The organism is Bacillus sp. RZ2MS9, from assembly GCF_001816185.2.
Lineage (GTDB): Bacteria > Bacillota > Bacilli > Bacillales > Bacillaceae_G > Bacillus_A > Bacillus_A cereus.
On record NZ_CP049978.1, the window covers coordinates 4505870 to 4521164 of the forward strand.

The following is a 15295-nucleotide window of genomic DNA, read 5'->3' on the forward strand; positions in this document are numbered from 1 at the left end:
AGTTCAAACGAAAATTATATAGCACATATAATAAGCGAACGTTTTGTTCATCCCCACTCATCATTCGCCCCACATCAGACGCTTACGAGCAGCCCAGCTTTGAGATAGAAATTTCACCCCACAAATAGCGAGGTAAAGCAAAGCTTCAATCAGAAAGTTCCTCTCCTCTTACAATACAAAAAATAGCACTTAGATTTCTACAATCTAAGTGCTATTTCTGAATAATAATAGTAGAGTTCTTTCTAAATTTCCATTCCATCCACTTCATAACAAGCGGCTTCAATAAAGCTCTCGTAATAGGGATCACGCAGATAAACCCTAGCACATCGGTCACATACCCAGGAAGCACTAAGAGAATACCTCCTACAAATACAAAAATACCATCTAGTACCGCCTCACCTGGCATTTCCCCTCTATTCAACTTAGATTGAATCTCTCCAAGCACTTTAAACCCTTGTCTTTTCGCCAAATACACACCTACAACACCTGTAAATACAATCATAGCGAACGTAGACCATAAACCTATTACATGACTTGATCCAATTAAGACCGTAATCTCAATCGCCGGTATTAAAATAAACAAGAATAGTAACCACTTCATAGTTCTACACCTCTCTCACAACTCACTTTTAACGTCCTCACAACGCCTATATACATCATATGAAATATAGATACTCTTTCATATTAAAACACATAACAAACAGCTTTTAAAAGCAATTCTAGGCGCTTTAAGCTAATTCTATCTCGTTTTTGTGTAAAAAAAAGAGAAGGACTCCGATCCTTCTCTCCGTATTACTTATAGCACTTCCGCATGTCCATTATAAACAATTCCGCGTGCTGCATCAACTGTTACTTCTTGGCCATTTTTTAAAGTTGCTGTTACGCCGTTTACACCAACGATAACAGGAATACCGATTGATACGCCTACAACAGCTGCATGGCTTGTTAAGCCACCTTCTTCTACAACTAAAGCCGCAGCTTTTTCGATTGCAGGAATCATATCTTTATCAGTGCTTGTTGTAACAAGGATATCACCTTCGTTTACGTTCGCTACAGCTTCAGCAGCTGTTTTTGCTACAACTACTTTACCTTTTGCAGCTTTACGACCAATTCCTTGTCCTTTAGCAATTTCTTCACCAACAACGTGGATTTTCATTAAGTTTGTTGTACCAGTTTCAGCAACTGGAACACCCGCAGTAATCACTACAGTATCTCCAAGTCCAATTAGACCCGCATCCATACCTGTTTGAATTGCTGTATCTAACATTTCGTCAGTTGAAGCTGCGCGCTTCTCAGCCATAAATGCTTGTACACCCCAAACAAGTGCAAGACGACGTCCTACTTGCTCGTCAGATGTTACAGCTACGATTGGAGATTTTGGACGGTATTTAGAGATCATTTTCGCAGTATATCCACTTTCTGTTGGAGCTACGATTGCAGCTACATCAAGAGCAAGTGCTGTATGCGCAACAGATTGGCTAATTGCATCTGTAATTGTTGGAGTGAACTCTTTAATACGTTTTTTGAACATATCTTCATATTGTAATGATTTTTCAACACGTACCGCAATGTTAGCCATCATTGTTACCGCTTCTACTGGGTATTGTCCAGCAGCTGTTTCACCTGAAAGCATGATTGCATCTGTACCATCGAAGATTGCGTTAGCTACGTCACTTGCTTCCGCACGAGTTGGACGTGGGTTACGTTGCATAGAATCTAACATTTGTGTTGCAGTAATAACCGGTTTACCTAACACGTTACATTTTTTAATTAGACGTTTTTGTACTAACGGTACTTCTTCTGGTGGAATTTCTACACCCATATCACCACGAGCTACCATTAAACCGTCAGAAACTTCTAAGATTGAATCGATGTTGTCGATACCTTCTTGGTTTTCGATTTTTGGTACGATTTGGATGTATTGAGCGTTATGCTCTTCTAATAATTCACGGATTTCTAATACGTCAGACGCTTTACGTACGAATGAAGCTGCAATGAAATCAACTTTTTGCTCGATACCGAAGATGATATCTTTTACGTCTTTTTCAGTGATACCAGGAAGCTTAATGCTTACGTTTGGTACGTTAACACCTTTTTTATTTTTTACAGTTCCGCTGTTAAGAACTTTTGTACGGATGTTTCCATCAGCTTTTTCGATTACTTCTAGTTCGATAAGACCGTCATCGATTAGAATACGAGAACCCGGGTCTACATCGTCATAAAGACCAGCATAAGATACAGAGAACTTCTCTGCAGTACCTAATACTTGCTCAGTAGAAAGAACTACCTCTGCACCTGTTACAAGCTCAGCTTGTCCGTCTACGAAGTCGTGAGTACGGATTTCTGGACCTTTTGTATCAAGTAAGATACCAACTGTTTTACCAGTTTTCTTTGAAGCTTCACGAATGTTTTTAATACGAGCTCCGTGCTCTTCATGGCTACCATGAGAGAAGTTTAAACGAGCAACGTTCATACCTGCTTCGATTAATTGCTCTAATTTTTCAATACTTTCACTAGCAGGACCTATAGTACATACAATTTTAGTTTTACGCATATTGCACCTCCGAAAATTATGAAACCGTTCCCAAATATCTGACATTACGCCGATTAGATGGATAATTCTTTAGATAATTGATACATATCTTTATCGATTGTATGCTTTTGAGCTAACGCTTCGATAATGTCATGATCAACAAGTTTATTATCTTGAATACCTACACAACGTCCACCTTTACCAGCAATTAACAACTCAACTGCTCTTGCACCAAGACGACTTGCTAATACACGGTCTTGTGCACTTGGTGATCCACCACGTTGTACGTGACCTAATACAGTTACACGAGTATCAAAGTTTGTTGCTTCTTCAATGTGCTTACCGATGTCAATTGCACTTCCAACACCTTCAGCTACAATGATAATACTGTGTTTTTTACCACGTTCGCTACCACGTTTTAGACGAGCGATTACATCATCCATGTCATACTCTTCTTCTGGAATTAAGATTGTTTCTGCACCATCAGCTAAACCAGCCCATAATGCGATATCTCCAGCATGACGTCCCATTACTTCGATAACATATGTACGTTCATGAGATGTAGCTGTATCACGGATTTTATCAATTGCATCAATAACAGTGTTTAAAGCTGTATCGAAACCAATTGTGAAGTCTGTTCCAGGGATATCATTGTCGATTGTACCTGGTACACCAACACATGGGAATCCTTGTTCAGTTAATTTTTTAGCGCCTTGGTAAGAACCATCTCCACCAATAACAACAAGTCCTTCGATACCATGTTTCTTTAATTGCTCGATACCTTTTAGTCGTACTTCTGGGTCTTTAAACTCAGGACATCTTGCTGTATATAATTTCGTACCACCGCGGTGGATAATATCGCCAACAGAACCAAGTTCTAATTTTTCAATGTGACCAGAAATTAATCCAGCGTATCCATGGTAAATACCATATACTTCAATATCATGGAAAATCGCTTTACGAACAACTGCACGAATGGCAGCATTCATACCAGGTGAATCTCCACCACTTGTTAATACACCAATACGTTTCATTTGTACTCACCTCATAAAGATTATTTGCCTTATAATAAAATAACACGAAAAAATATAAAAACACAATGGAGAAGATGTGTCTTTTCATAATAAAAACGTGCATTCGCGAAGAGGAACGCACGCTTTTCTTATTTTATCCCAATGGAAGCGTTTGAAAACGAAACTTGCCCAATTTTCATATATTTTTCATAACGTTTTTCGATTAATTCATCTTTCGAAATTCCGTTTAATTGTTCAAAAGTTTTTCTAATTATTAAGTCTATATTTTCTGACTGTTTCAAAATATTACGGTGAGCTCCACCTTTTGTCTCTGGAATAATTTCATCAATTACACCTAATTCTTTCAAATCTGCTGCTGTAATTTTCATTGCCTCTGCAGCTTCCTTTGCTTTTCCTGCATCTTTCCAAAGAATTGCCGCCGCACCCTCTGGTGTAATAACAGAATAAGTGGAATTTTCTAGCATATGAATGTAATCTCCTACTCCAAGGCCTAGCGCACCACCACTACCACCTTCACCGATAACGATACAAATAACTGGTACCGTTAAACCTGCCATCTCAAATAGGTTGCGGGCAATAGCTTCACTTTGTCCACGTTCTTCAGCTGCTTTACCAGGATAAGCTCCCTTCGTATCGATGAAACAAATAATAGGACGATTAAACTTTTCCGCTTGTTTCATGAGACGCAGTGCTTTTCGATATCCTTCTGGATGAGGCATTCCAAAGTTACGGCGAATATTTTCTTTCGTATCTTTTCCGCGCTGATGCCCAATTACAGTTACAGGCATCCCTTTATATTTCGCAATGCCGCCGACAATCGCTGCATCATCGCCAAATAGACGATCTCCATGACATTCGAAAAAATCAGTAAATAAGTGCTCAATATAATCGAGCGTTGTCGGTCGTTCTGCATGACGAGCAATTTGAACACGGTCCCATACTTTTAGATTGCCGTATATATCTTCCTCTAAATTTTCTAGCTTTTCTTCCAAAATACGAATCTCCTCACTGAAGTCCATCTGGCTGTTTTTCGTATAGTCTTTCAGTTCACGAATCTTATTTCTTAGCTCAACAACTGGTTTTTCAAATTCTAGCTCTGCCATACAGCCACTTCCCCTCCTTGATGAACTTCTAAAATCTTACGAAGCGATTCTCTCATATCATCACGATGCACCACCGCATCTAATTGACCATGATCTAGTAAGAATTCTGCCGTTTGGAAATCTTCCGGTAGTTTCTCACGCACCGTTTGTTCAATTACACGTCTACCAGCAAATCCGATAAGTGCACCTGGTTCTGCAAGATTATAATCACCAAGTGAAGCGAAACTCGCTGAAACCCCGCCCGTCGTTGGGTGAGTCATAACAGAAATAAATAATCCTCCTGCATTACTATGCTTTTTCAAAGCTACGCTTGTTTTTGCCATTTGCATTAAACTTAATATACCTTCTTGCATACGGGCACCACCCGAAGCAGTAAAGATAATAAATGGAACTTGTAAGTCGTACGCCTTTTCAACCGCACGGGCGATTTTTTCTCCTACTACAGAGCCCATGCTCCCCATTCGAAAACGAGAATCCATTACTGCAACAACAACAAGCATGTCATCAATTGTTCCTTCACCAGTTACAACCGCTTCGTTCAATTCAGTCTTCTTACGATCGCTCTCTAGTTTCTCTTCATAACCTGGAAACTCGAGTGGATTTAATGAAACCATTTCTTTGTCATACTCACGGAATGACCCTTCGTCCAATATACTATCAAGACGTTCCCATGCATTCATAGGATGATGATATCCACAATTCACACATACTTTTAAATTTTTTAGAAGTTCTTTCGTATACATGATTTTTTTACATTCCGGACATTTTGTCATAACGCCATCTGGCACATCTTTTCGTACTTGTTCTGAAGGTATTGCAGCGTACTTTTTCTTTTTCACGAATAAATCTCTTAGCACAATTTGACCCCCTTCGTTGAGAGCTAAGGTTAGCGTAAGAAGAAAATGGGGCTAACACCAAAGTTTGATGTTAGCCTTATCTTCTCAATCTGTCTAATAACCTCACTCTTTACGTTTAACTTTAACCGCTACGCGGTAGAATGTTTGTCATAACGTGTCATGGTCATTTCGACAAATTTTATACATTACGAGTGAAACTGTATATTCTCTACTAATTCATCGTAAATTTTTAGTGCATCATTTTCTTGTTTTTCTTCCAAAGTAGCGTAAAGCTTTCTATACATATCGATAGAATCTCTTGAAACTTTACAAGAAAGCGTTGATACGTAATCATTTACGATCATCCAAATGCGATATAGTAAATAATTATCGACTTGTTCAATAAGTGTTTTAAAGAACGTTTGATGAAGCGTTGGGATTGAGTTTTCATTTCCTTCAAGTACTTGGTGTAATTTACTTAGCACTTTAGAAAACGTTTCTTTCGGTAAATTACATACAATTCGAATCATATCTTTCTCGAGTAATCGTTTCGTTTGTAATAAATCACGAATTGTTTTCTCATCTTGCAATAAGAACGGAGCAATTAATTGTACAAGACCGTTATCATAAAAGTTTCGAATAAACGTCCCTTCACCACGTCTCGTTTCAATCAATCCTACCAGTTCTAAAGCACGCAATGCTTCTCTTACAGAGGAACGTCCTACGTTTAAGCGTGAACTTAACTCACGCTCAGACGGCAAACGATCCCCCGCCACCAATCCATCCTCTTCCATAATGGAACGGATTTTTTTTACAATTTCGAGATATACTTTTGTATTTGATGATGTCAATGGAATTTCCTCGCTTATTCTTTACCAATCAGCGCTAATTGTTTTGTTTTTTCAGCGATCTCATTTGGATCTACTTGACGGCGAGCTACTCCTGTCTCCATTGCTGCTTTTGCAACGTAAGCCGCTACTTGAGGCGCTACACGCGCGTCAAATGGTGCCGGAATGATATAGTCTGCATTTAACTCATCTTCTGCTACAAGCTCAGCAATAGCCTGTACAGCTGCCATCTTCATTTCTTCGTTAATTTGTGTCGCATGTACGTCAAGTGCACCGCGGAAAATACCAGGGAACGCCAGTACATTATTTACTTGGTTCGGGAAGTCAGAACGACCTGTTCCAACAACAGCTGCGCCCGCTGCTTTTGCCAATTCTGGCATAATTTCTGGAACTGGATTCGCCATTGCAAAAATAATCGCATCGTCATTCATTGTACGAACCATCTCTTCTGTTAATGCACCTTCTGCAGATACACCAATGAATACGTCTGCACCTTGTACAACATCAGCTAAAGAACCTTCTATACGATTCTTATTTGTATATTTTGCAACTTCATCCTTCACCGAATTCATACCTGTAGGACGACCATCATAGATTGCCCCTTTACGGTCACACATAATAATGTCGCGTACACCATAGCGATATAAAAGTTTAATAATTGCAATACCTGCTGCACCTGCGCCATTTGCGACAACTTTAATGTCAGACATTTTCTTTCCAACTAATTTCAGTGCATTTACAAGACCTGCTACTGTTACAATAGCTGTTCCGTGTTGATCATCATGGAAGATAGGAATATTTGTTTCTTTTTTCAAACGCTCTTCAATAATGAAGCAGTTTGGTGCTGCGATATCTTCTAAGTTAACGCCGCCAAAAGTTGGCTCCATTAATTTTACAGTTTCAACAATTTTATCTACATCGTTTGTATTTAAGGCAATTGGGAATGCATCTACACCAGCAAAGCTCTTGAATAATACAGCTTTACCTTCCATTACTGGAAGAGATGCTTCAGGTCCAATGTTACCAAGACCAAGTACAGCTGTTCCATCTGTCACAACTGCTACCATATTTCCCTTCATCGTATATTCATATACCTTACTTTTATCGTCATAAATTTCTTTACAAGGTTCTGCAACCCCTGGAGAATATGCAAGACTTAAATCTTTTGCATTTTCTACTTTTACTTTTGATACAGTTTCTAATTTTCCTTGATGCACTTTATGCATGTGAAGTGCTTCTTCACGAAGTGTTGACAAACTATCCACTCTCCTCAAATTATTCTTGCTGATATCAATTTCTCCAAGTGGTCTGACCACGAACACTACTACTATAATAATCGAAGTGTAGGGAAATTGTCCATTATATTTTCACAACTACATTTTCTTCCCCGACAATTTCACGAAGTGCTCCTAAACATTCTTCACTTGGATGAATCGATAAACTCCGAGATAATTGTACCATTTTATGTTCCTTTTCATAATAAATTAGTACTTTCGCAAAACCTGAATAGTCGAACAATATTTTCGTAACCCGATTTAAAAGCTTTTTCTCATACTGAGATGGCAATTTCACGTAAACAGATGCGTCTTTTTCTTTTCTTCATAAACATCCATTTCCTCTAGCGGATATAGTCCATTTATAATCCATTGCAGCTTATGATTTCTTAGCTCAATCGTACCGTCAACTAAAACAATTGCTCCTTCTTGCAACTTATCCGAGAAATGTATATACGTTTCCGGGAAGAGGACCGCTTCCATTTCATCATTTTGATCACAGAATGTAATAAATGCCATCTTTTGAAACTTTTTCGTACGAATCACTCTAACACTTGTTATATACACAATAGCTCTTTGTACTTTTTTCTTGTGTCGCATCGCCTGAGCGAGAGATGGAATTTCTAATTCTTTTGCTAACTTCACATATTGCGCTGTCGGATAACTTGATAAATAAAAGCCAAGTACTTCTTTCTCTTTATTTAGTTGTTCAATAAAAGATAGCTCTTCTCCTTGTACATATTTTGATTTTGGAACAGCATCTCCTAAATCACGTGCGAGATTCGCGTACTCTAACGCCCCTTTAATACTTTTCCATAAATTCGTTCTCGAAACACCAAAATCATCAAAACATCCCGACCAGACGAAAGCTTCTAAATTACGCTCCGTTACGAACTTTGACGGCATACGGAGACAAAATTCAAATAAATCTTCGAACATTTTTTTCTCTCGTTCTTCTAATAATGCCGTCACTGTAGCCATTCCAATATTTCGGATCGAAAGTAAACTGTAACGTATCGCATTCCCTTCTATTTGGAAGTTATAACCACTTCTCTGAAGAGACGGCGGCAAAACGTGAAAACCTTTCCGCTTCGTTTCTCGTATATACTGTACAATTTTATCTTCATTTCCAATTGCGCTTGATAATAATGCCGTCATAAATTCCAGCGTATAGTTCGCTTTCAAATAGGCAAGCTGATATCCGATCATACTGTAAGCTACAGCGTGGCTTCGGTTAAAACCGTAATTCGCAAATCTGACAATTAAATCATAAATTTTTTCAGCAGACGTCTCATCATATCCATTTCGCAAACATCCCTGGACGAAATGCTTACGTTCCTGATCTAAAATATCACGATTTTTTTTACTCACTGCACGGCGCAGTAAATCTGCTTCTCCAAGCGAAAACCCTGCTAACTTCGATGCAATTTGCATAATTTGTTCTTGGTATACAATGACGCCGTATGTTCTTTCTAAAATTGGCTTTAAATCCGGATGTAAATATTCGATTTTTCTTTTTCCATGTTTCGATTCAATAAAAGTCGGTATCTGTTCCATCGGTCCTGGTCTGTATAACGAGTTAACAGCTACGATATCTTCAAACTCATTCGGTTTTAACCCGCGAAGTACATTTCGCATACCGCCTGACTCAAGCTGGAATACACCTGTTGTATCTCCTCTCCCTAATAATTGGAATGTCTTTTCATCTTGAAGAGGTAAGTTTCTTATATCGATTTCTTTCCCAGTTTTGTTCGCGATAAATTTTATAATATTTTCAAGTAACGTTAAATTACGTAATCCTAAAAAGTCCATCTTAAGCAACCCAAGTTCTTCTAGCGCATCGGCTGGATATTGCGTAACATAAACATCGTTATGTCCTTCTTGAATTGCTACACTGCCTGTTAGCGGTTCTTGACTCATAATAACACCAGCCGCATGAATAGACGTATGACGTGGTAAACCTTCTACACGTTTTGCGATTTCAAACACACGCTCATGCAAAAGATTCCCTTGTATAAACTCACGAAGTGATTGTGATTCTTCATATGCATCTTTTAACGTTATACCAAGCTTTGATGGGATAAGTTTTGAAAATATATCAATATCTCGCGGCGGAAGCCCCATTACGCGGGCAATGTCTCTAATTGCCGCTTTTGCTGCAAGCGTACCAAACGTTACAATTTGCGCAACACGGAGCTGACCGTATTTATCTTTCACATAGCGAATCATCTCATCACGTCTTACGTCTGGAAAATCAATATCAATATCAGGAAGCGTCACACGTTCAGGATTTAAAAACCTTTCAAATAATAGATCGTATTCAATTGGATCAATATCTGTAATTTCTAATACGTATGAAACGAGTGAACCAGCTGCCGATCCACGACCTGGTCCTGTTAGAATATGATTTTCATGTGCATACTTCATAAAATCCCATACGATGAGGAAATAATCACTAAATCCCATACGAGAAATAACATTTAATTCATGATCCAAACGCTTTATATGCACTTCTTTCGGTTCACCATATCGTTTCCGCAAACCTTCTTCACAAACACGACGCAAGTATATATCACTCGTTTCATTAGACGGAACAGGAAACTTCGGAAGTTGATTTACATGGAACGGTATTTCTACTTGGCAACGCTCTGCAATTTTTATTGTATTTTGGATTGCTTCCGGCGCATGGGAAAATAGTGCTTCCATTTCATCCGATGACTTTAAATAATACTGATCTGTTTTCAGCCTCGGCCTATCTGGATCAGTCATTTTCGTTCCACTTTCAACAGATAGTAAACATTCATGAACAAGCGCGTCACTTTGATTGATATAGCGCACATCGTTTGTTGCAACGACTGGAATATTAACCCTACTAATAAATTCAGGTAGTTTCTCTTGTAAAAGCAACTCATCTTGAATTGCATGATGCTGCAAACTCATATAAAAATGGCCGAACATATTTTGATACGTGCGAGCTACTTCTTCAGCCTGACTCTCATTGTCTTCTAGTAATAATTGCTCAATTTCGCCATCTTTACCTGGCGAAATAGCAATTAATCCTTTCGCATAATGCGCAAGCCACTTCTTAGGAATACCTTCTTTGGACTTTGTCATAATACTGCTAGAAATCTTTAATAAATTTTGGTAGCCTATTTCATTCTCAGCAAGTAATACAAGCGGATAAGACCTTTCTTCTTCTTCACTAAAAATAGAAGCGGTTAATCCAATAACAGGCTGTATACCATGTTTCTTACATGCTTTATAAAACGGAATAACACCATACATAACATTTTCATCCGTAATAGCTAGCGATGAAAAACCAAGTTCTTTCGCCCTGACTACAAGCTCATCAATTTTACAAGCACTTTTTAATAAACTAAAAACGGTTTGACATTGTAAATGCACAAACTTCACTGTTGTACCCTCTCTTTACCTATTTGACTACTTTTATTATAGGTGATGAGGAAAGCGGAAATCAAAACATACTTCTTATACTTTGTCCATATATATGAAGAAGAAAGGGGAATGACGATGGATGTAAGAGAACATACTTTTTTCTCTCTGCTTATTATTAGTTATTTTATTGCCTTTGGGGTTATACTTGGCGGTTCATTAATTGGTGGATTTGGTGCGTTTCTTATCGGAAAACCAGCTCTAACTTACATTAATCAATTCGCCCAAAATTTAAGAATTTGGGCACTCGTTGCAGCAATCGGCGGAACATTCGATACCTTTTATAGCTTTGAAAGAAGTTTCTTTGGCGGAGATATGAAAGATATCGTAAAACAAATTCTCCTTATTTTTTTCGCAACTGGTGGTATGCAAACAGGTCTCATTATTATTAAATGGCTAACGCAGGAACATGTATGAGAGTACCAAGTGCCAATACAGCAAAAAGATGGTACTTAGTATTAGCTGGTGCTGCTGTTGGAGGCGTGTTGAGCTGGTTTATTTTTTTGTACATATACGGTGTTTTTCAACAAGAACAAGCCAGTAAAATAGCAGAACAAAGAGAAATTATAGAAAAACAAGAAGCAAAGCTCCACGTCCTTCTCGAAGATCAAGAAAAATTGAACACTGAAAATAAACGGCTCTTAACCATTCAAGAGATTAAAATAAAACTTATCAATCGAGAAAAATACGATTTAGACAATCTTACACTCGAAAATATGACTACATCTATTCATAATGATCTCCAGCATCTTTTAACGAAAAACATTCAAAGTATCGCAAAAAATAAAGACCTACTAAAAAAGGTAATCGAAAATAAAACATACAAACATTACGATCGCCTATACCGTTTTAAAGTCGATACAATATCTTTTGATACAGTGCTTGAAATTAGCATTACTATAGAGAAAGAAAAATAAAGAAGGAGGGCTTTAGCGCCGCTCCTTCTTTTCGTTCTAACATATAGTCTTTTATTTACAAATCTCACGTAAATCAGCAAAAAGACGATCCGCTTCTTCCCAAGAAGATGCCTTGGCACCAGAAGCCATCGGATGCCCTCCGCCGTTATATTGCATTGCCAATTTGTTTATAACTGGTCCTTTTGAACGAAGACGAACACGAATTACGTCATCTTCCTCTAAAAATAGAACCCACGCCTTTAATCCATCAATATTGCCAAGCGCTCCAACAACACCAGATGCTTCAGAAGGAAGTACATCAAACTCTTCTAATACTTCTTTCGTTAATTTAATGTAAGCTGCTCCTTCTTCTACCATCGTAAAGTTTTGTAAAATATAACCGTTTAAACGAGCAATTTTTTCTTTTGTCTTATACATTTCATTGTATAAATCTGTGAATTTCACACCCATATCAACAAGCTCACTTACGTAACGAAGTGTTTTTGCTGTCGTATTTGGGAATAAGAAACGACCTGTATCTCCAACAATTCCTGCTAAAATAAGGCGAGCTGCTTCTTTTGTTATTTTTAATCCTTTATCTTTTCCATAGTTATAAAACTCATAAATCATTTCACTTGTAGAACTCGCTGTCGTGTCTACCCACGTAATATCTCCATATGGATCTTCATTTGGATGATGATCAATTTTAATTAACATCTTCCCTTTTGTATAGCGTTGATCGTCAACCCGTTCTTGATTCGCAGTATCACAAACAATAACAAGCGCATTTTCATATACACTATCTTCAATATCATCCATTACTCGTAAGTATGCTAGTGACGGTTCATTGTACCCAACCGTATAAATATTTTTCTCTGGAAACGATTCTTGTAGAATTGTACCAAGACCACCCTGTGAACCTAACGCATCTGGGTCCGGACGCACGTGGCGATGAATAATAATTGTATCAAACTCTTTAATTGCTCCTAAAATTTGCTCATGCATATGTATAATCTCCTTTTTAATCAACTTCTTCACTTTATCCTCCATTATAACGGAAAGTATTTCATACATGCGAACAATTGCTTTATAATAAAAGTTAGAAAGTTTAGATATTTCTTTTTCTTTTCTATTATTTTTCACAAAGCGATGGGAGTGTTCATTATGCCAGTATTAGTCTTCTGTATTATCGTCTCATTTATGTTGTACCTCTTTTACAAAACAAAATACTTTCGTACAAACCGCCCAATGGAGAAAGGTTGGCTCTCAGGAAAATCCGCAATGGCACTCGGTTCATTCGTTTTATTTTTCGGGATAAACCAATTCTTTTTAGAACTTTCAACCGCTCGTATTATCGTTGGTGTTTTATTCGTTCTATTTGGTAGTGCAAGTGTATTTAACGGGTTTCGCCAATACAAACATTTCTTGCCATTAGCAGTTAAAGAAGCCGAAGTCTATGAAGCAACATAAAAAAGCATCAATATTGTGATGCTTTTTTACGTCCCTTAACTTTCAAAATCATATATGCAACAAACGCAGATGGTATATTAAATGGGTTACCTTGTACATGAAAATGTAGTTGTTCTTCTCCAAAAGACATTTTTTCATATAGCTCTCGCTGAGATAATCCTGTCTTTTCCTTTTTTTCATGTAAACCTTGTAAATATAAATATTGGATCGGTATCATTACAAGAAAGTAAAATAGTGCGATACTACCAAAAAAGAGTACGGCTGACGACATAATGCATACCACCTTTCAGAATTCCATTTTCTTACAATATAATCATAACACAATATACAACCAAATTGAATTACTATTCTGTCTTTTCTTACGTTACTTTTCCACTCCACTCCATACATATTTTACTAAAACTCCCATCTAAAATCATGCCTTTCAAATTTAAAACAACAAAAAAAGATGGAACAAATCAAAACGATTTGTTCCATCTTTTTATTTATCGATTAACTGCACCATAAGTAATGCCTTTCCAACAACATTACCTTCATGATGCACCTCTACATCGACCTTACCAAATTTACGCCCAATTTCTAATACTTTCGGATGAACAGATACAACATTATCAATTTGAACCGGCTTTACGAAATAAATCGTTAAGTTTTCAACAATTAAATCGCTTTTCTTTTGCGCACGAATGACGCGATTTGTCGCTTCTGTCACAATTGTTGCAAATACACCGTACGATAACGTTCCGATTGAGTTCGTCATTTGCGGCGTCACCGAAAATTGATATAGATGCTCATTCTTCGCTTCTTTCGGCGTCATAAATTGATTCGTTACAATATCATCAATGGTTTCTCCAACTTGTGGCTGACGTTGAATCATTTGCAGTGCCTGAAGTACATCTTGACGGCTAATAATACCTTGTAGTTTATTTCCTTCATCAACAACAGGAAGTAACTCAATACCTTCCCACACCATCATACGTGCCGCAGCTGCGACAGACATTTTACCGTTCACTGTAATTGGGTGTTTTGTCATCACTTTATCAATTGGTGTTTCTTTCGCTACACCGATCATATCTTTTGAAGTCACGATTCCTAGCACTTTGTTACTTTCATCAACAATCGGATACCTTCCGTGCATCGTCTCTTCATTATAGGCATGCCATTGCTGCACTGTATCATTTGGCTTTAAATATAACGTTTCTTCAATTGGCGTTAAAATATCTTCAACGAGTACAATTTCTTTCTTAATAAGCTGATCGTAAATCGCACGGTTAATTAACGTTGCAACTGTAAAGGTATCGTAACTACTTGAAATAATCGGCAGTTTTAATTCATCTGCTAATTTCTTCACATGATCTTCCGTATCAAATCCGCCCGTAATTAATACAGCGGCTCCAGTTTCTAACGCTAATTGATGTGCGTTCGTACGGTTACCGACAATAAGTAAGTTCCCAGCTTCTGTATAGCGCATCATCGCTTCTAATTTCATTGCCCCGATTACGAATTTATTTAACGTTTTATGTAGTCCTTCTCTGCCTCCAAGTACTTGACCGTCGACAATGTTAACGACTTCTGCATATGTCAGTTTTTCGATATTCTCTTTCTTCTTTTGTTCAATTCGAATTGTTCCGACACGTTCAATTGTACTAACATACCCTTTATTTTCTGCATCTTTAATTGCACGGTAAGCGGTCCCTTCACTTACACTCAAATCTTTCGCAATTTGTCTTACAGAAATTTTATGGCCTACTGGCAGGCTATTAATATGTTCTAAAATTTGGTTATGCTTGGTAGCCAAATGGTTTCACCATACTTTCTTTTCCCTAAATTCTTCATGTGTTGTACTTTCAG

13 protein-coding genes and 1 pseudogene are annotated in these 15295 nt (G+C 37.7%); 3 read left to right on the forward strand and 11 right to left on the reverse strand.

Annotated features, from left to right (window positions below; translation table 11 throughout):
- Window positions 1-211: 211 nt before the first annotated feature.
- From BHV55_RS22960 to dnaE, 8 genes and pseudogenes are all read right to left on the reverse strand, one after another.
- Window positions 212-601: an FxsA family protein gene (locus BHV55_RS22960; RefSeq protein WP_000871631.1), complete on the reverse strand. Its 390-nt coding sequence runs from the start codon at window positions 599-601 to the stop codon at window positions 212-214.
- Window positions 602-796: 195 nt separating this feature from the next.
- Window positions 797-2554: a pyruvate kinase gene (pyk, locus tag BHV55_RS22965; RefSeq protein WP_001232673.1), complete on the reverse strand. Its 1758-nt coding sequence runs from the start codon at window positions 2552-2554 to the stop codon at window positions 797-799.
- Window positions 2555-2607: 53 nt separating this feature from the next.
- Window positions 2608-3567 (reverse strand): 6-phosphofructokinase, encoded by a 960-nt coding sequence (pfkA, locus tag BHV55_RS22970; protein WP_000821156.1) that lies wholly within the window; start codon window positions 3565-3567, stop codon window positions 2608-2610.
- Between the two features lie 128 nt (window positions 3568-3695).
- Entirely contained in the window at window positions 3696-4670 is a 975-nt protein-coding gene (gene accA, locus BHV55_RS22975) for an acetyl-CoA carboxylase carboxyl transferase subunit alpha (protein WP_000818807.1), read from the reverse strand.
- The gene (accD, locus tag BHV55_RS22980; protein ID WP_000942857.1) at window positions 4658-5527 is read right to left on the reverse strand and encodes an acetyl-CoA carboxylase, carboxyltransferase subunit beta; all 870 of its coding nucleotides are present in this window, start codon (window positions 5525-5527) and stop codon (window positions 4658-4660) included. Before accD ends, accA begins: the two co-directional genes overlap by 13 nt.
- 185 nt (window positions 5528-5712) lie before the next feature.
- Complete coding sequence (locus BHV55_RS22985) at window positions 5713-6357, reverse strand: FadR/GntR family transcriptional regulator (RefSeq protein ID WP_000204440.1); 645 nt, start codon at window positions 6355-6357, stop codon at window positions 5713-5715.
- Between the two features lie 14 nt (window positions 6358-6371).
- Window positions 6372-7580 (reverse strand): NADP-dependent malic enzyme, encoded by a 1209-nt coding sequence (gene ystJ / locus BHV55_RS22990; protein WP_162200568.1) that lies wholly within the window; start codon window positions 7578-7580, stop codon window positions 6372-6374.
- 133 nt (window positions 7581-7713) lie between these two features.
- A pseudogene (gene dnaE, locus BHV55_RS22995) lies at window positions 7714-11042 on the reverse strand (DNA polymerase III subunit alpha).
- 42 nt (window positions 11043-11084) lie between these two features.
- Here dnaE and BHV55_RS23000 point away from each other — a divergent pair.
- Both BHV55_RS23000 and ytrI read left to right on the forward strand, forming a co-directional pair.
- Window positions 11085-11498, forward strand: coding sequence for a YtrH family sporulation protein (locus tag BHV55_RS23000; RefSeq protein WP_002005839.1), 414 nt, complete (start codon window positions 11085-11087; stop codon window positions 11496-11498).
- Complete coding sequence (gene ytrI / locus BHV55_RS23005; RefSeq protein WP_001265740.1) at window positions 11495-11998, forward strand: sporulation membrane protein YtrI; 504 nt, start codon at window positions 11495-11497, stop codon at window positions 11996-11998. The genes BHV55_RS23000 and ytrI overlap by 4 nt, the downstream gene beginning before the upstream one ends.
- Window positions 11999-12049: 51 nt before the next feature.
- Here the strand turns inward: ytrI and BHV55_RS23010 are convergent, their stop codons facing one another.
- Window positions 12050-12982 (reverse strand): DHH family phosphoesterase, encoded by a 933-nt coding sequence (locus BHV55_RS23010; protein WP_000545136.1) that lies wholly within the window; start codon window positions 12980-12982, stop codon window positions 12050-12052.
- A 159-nt stretch (window positions 12983-13141) separates the two neighbouring features.
- Between BHV55_RS23010 and BHV55_RS23015 the strand changes: the two genes are divergently transcribed.
- Window positions 13142-13447, forward strand: a complete 306-nt coding sequence (locus BHV55_RS23015; protein ID WP_001144776.1) for a YtpI family protein — start codon at window positions 13142-13144, stop codon at window positions 13445-13447.
- 7 nt (window positions 13448-13454) lie between these two features.
- Here BHV55_RS23015 and BHV55_RS23020 read toward each other — a convergent pair whose 3' ends face one another.
- Both BHV55_RS23020 and BHV55_RS23025 read right to left on the reverse strand, forming a co-directional pair.
- The gene (locus tag BHV55_RS23020) at window positions 13455-13718 is read right to left on the reverse strand and encodes a DUF3949 domain-containing protein (protein WP_000093045.1); all 264 of its coding nucleotides are present in this window, start codon (window positions 13716-13718) and stop codon (window positions 13455-13457) included.
- 210 nt (window positions 13719-13928) lie between these two features.
- On the reverse strand, window positions 13929-15242 hold the full coding sequence (locus tag BHV55_RS23025) for a CBS domain-containing protein (RefSeq protein ID WP_000201590.1): 1314 nt from the start codon (window positions 15240-15242) through the stop codon (window positions 13929-13931).
- Window positions 15243-15295 lie beyond the last annotated feature (53 nt).

What these genes read in the sequence shown, in the direction of transcription:
- BHV55_RS22960 (WP_000871631.1), bottom strand. Translation starts at nt 601, where the DNA reads ATGAAGTGGTTACTATTCTTGTTTATTTTAATACCGGCGATTGAGATT.
- pyk (WP_001232673.1), bottom strand. Translation starts at nt 2,554, where the DNA reads ATGCGTAAAACTAAAATTGTATGTACTATAGGTCCTGCTAGTGAAAGT.
- pfkA (WP_000821156.1), bottom strand. Translation starts at nt 3,567, where the DNA reads ATGAAACGTATTGGTGTATTAACAAGTGGTGGAGATTCACCTGGTATG.
- accA (WP_000818807.1), bottom strand. Translation starts at nt 4,670, where the DNA reads ATGGCAGAGCTAGAATTTGAAAAACCAGTTGTTGAGCTAAGAAATAAG.
- ystJ (WP_162200568.1), bottom strand. Translation starts at nt 7,580, where the DNA reads ATGCATAAAGTGCATCAAGGAAAATTAGAAACTGTATCAAAAGTAAAA.
- ytrI (WP_001265740.1), top strand. Translation starts at nt 11,495, where the DNA reads ATGAGAGTACCAAGTGCCAATACAGCAAAAAGATGGTACTTAGTATTA.
- BHV55_RS23010 (WP_000545136.1), bottom strand. Translation starts at nt 12,982, where the DNA reads ATGCATGAGCAAATTTTAGGAGCAATTAAAGAGTTTGATACAATTATT.
- BHV55_RS23015 (WP_001144776.1), top strand. Translation starts at nt 13,142, where the DNA reads ATGCCAGTATTAGTCTTCTGTATTATCGTCTCATTTATGTTGTACCTC.
- BHV55_RS23020 (WP_000093045.1), bottom strand. Translation starts at nt 13,718, where the DNA reads ATGTCGTCAGCCGTACTCTTTTTTGGTAGTATCGCACTATTTTACTTT.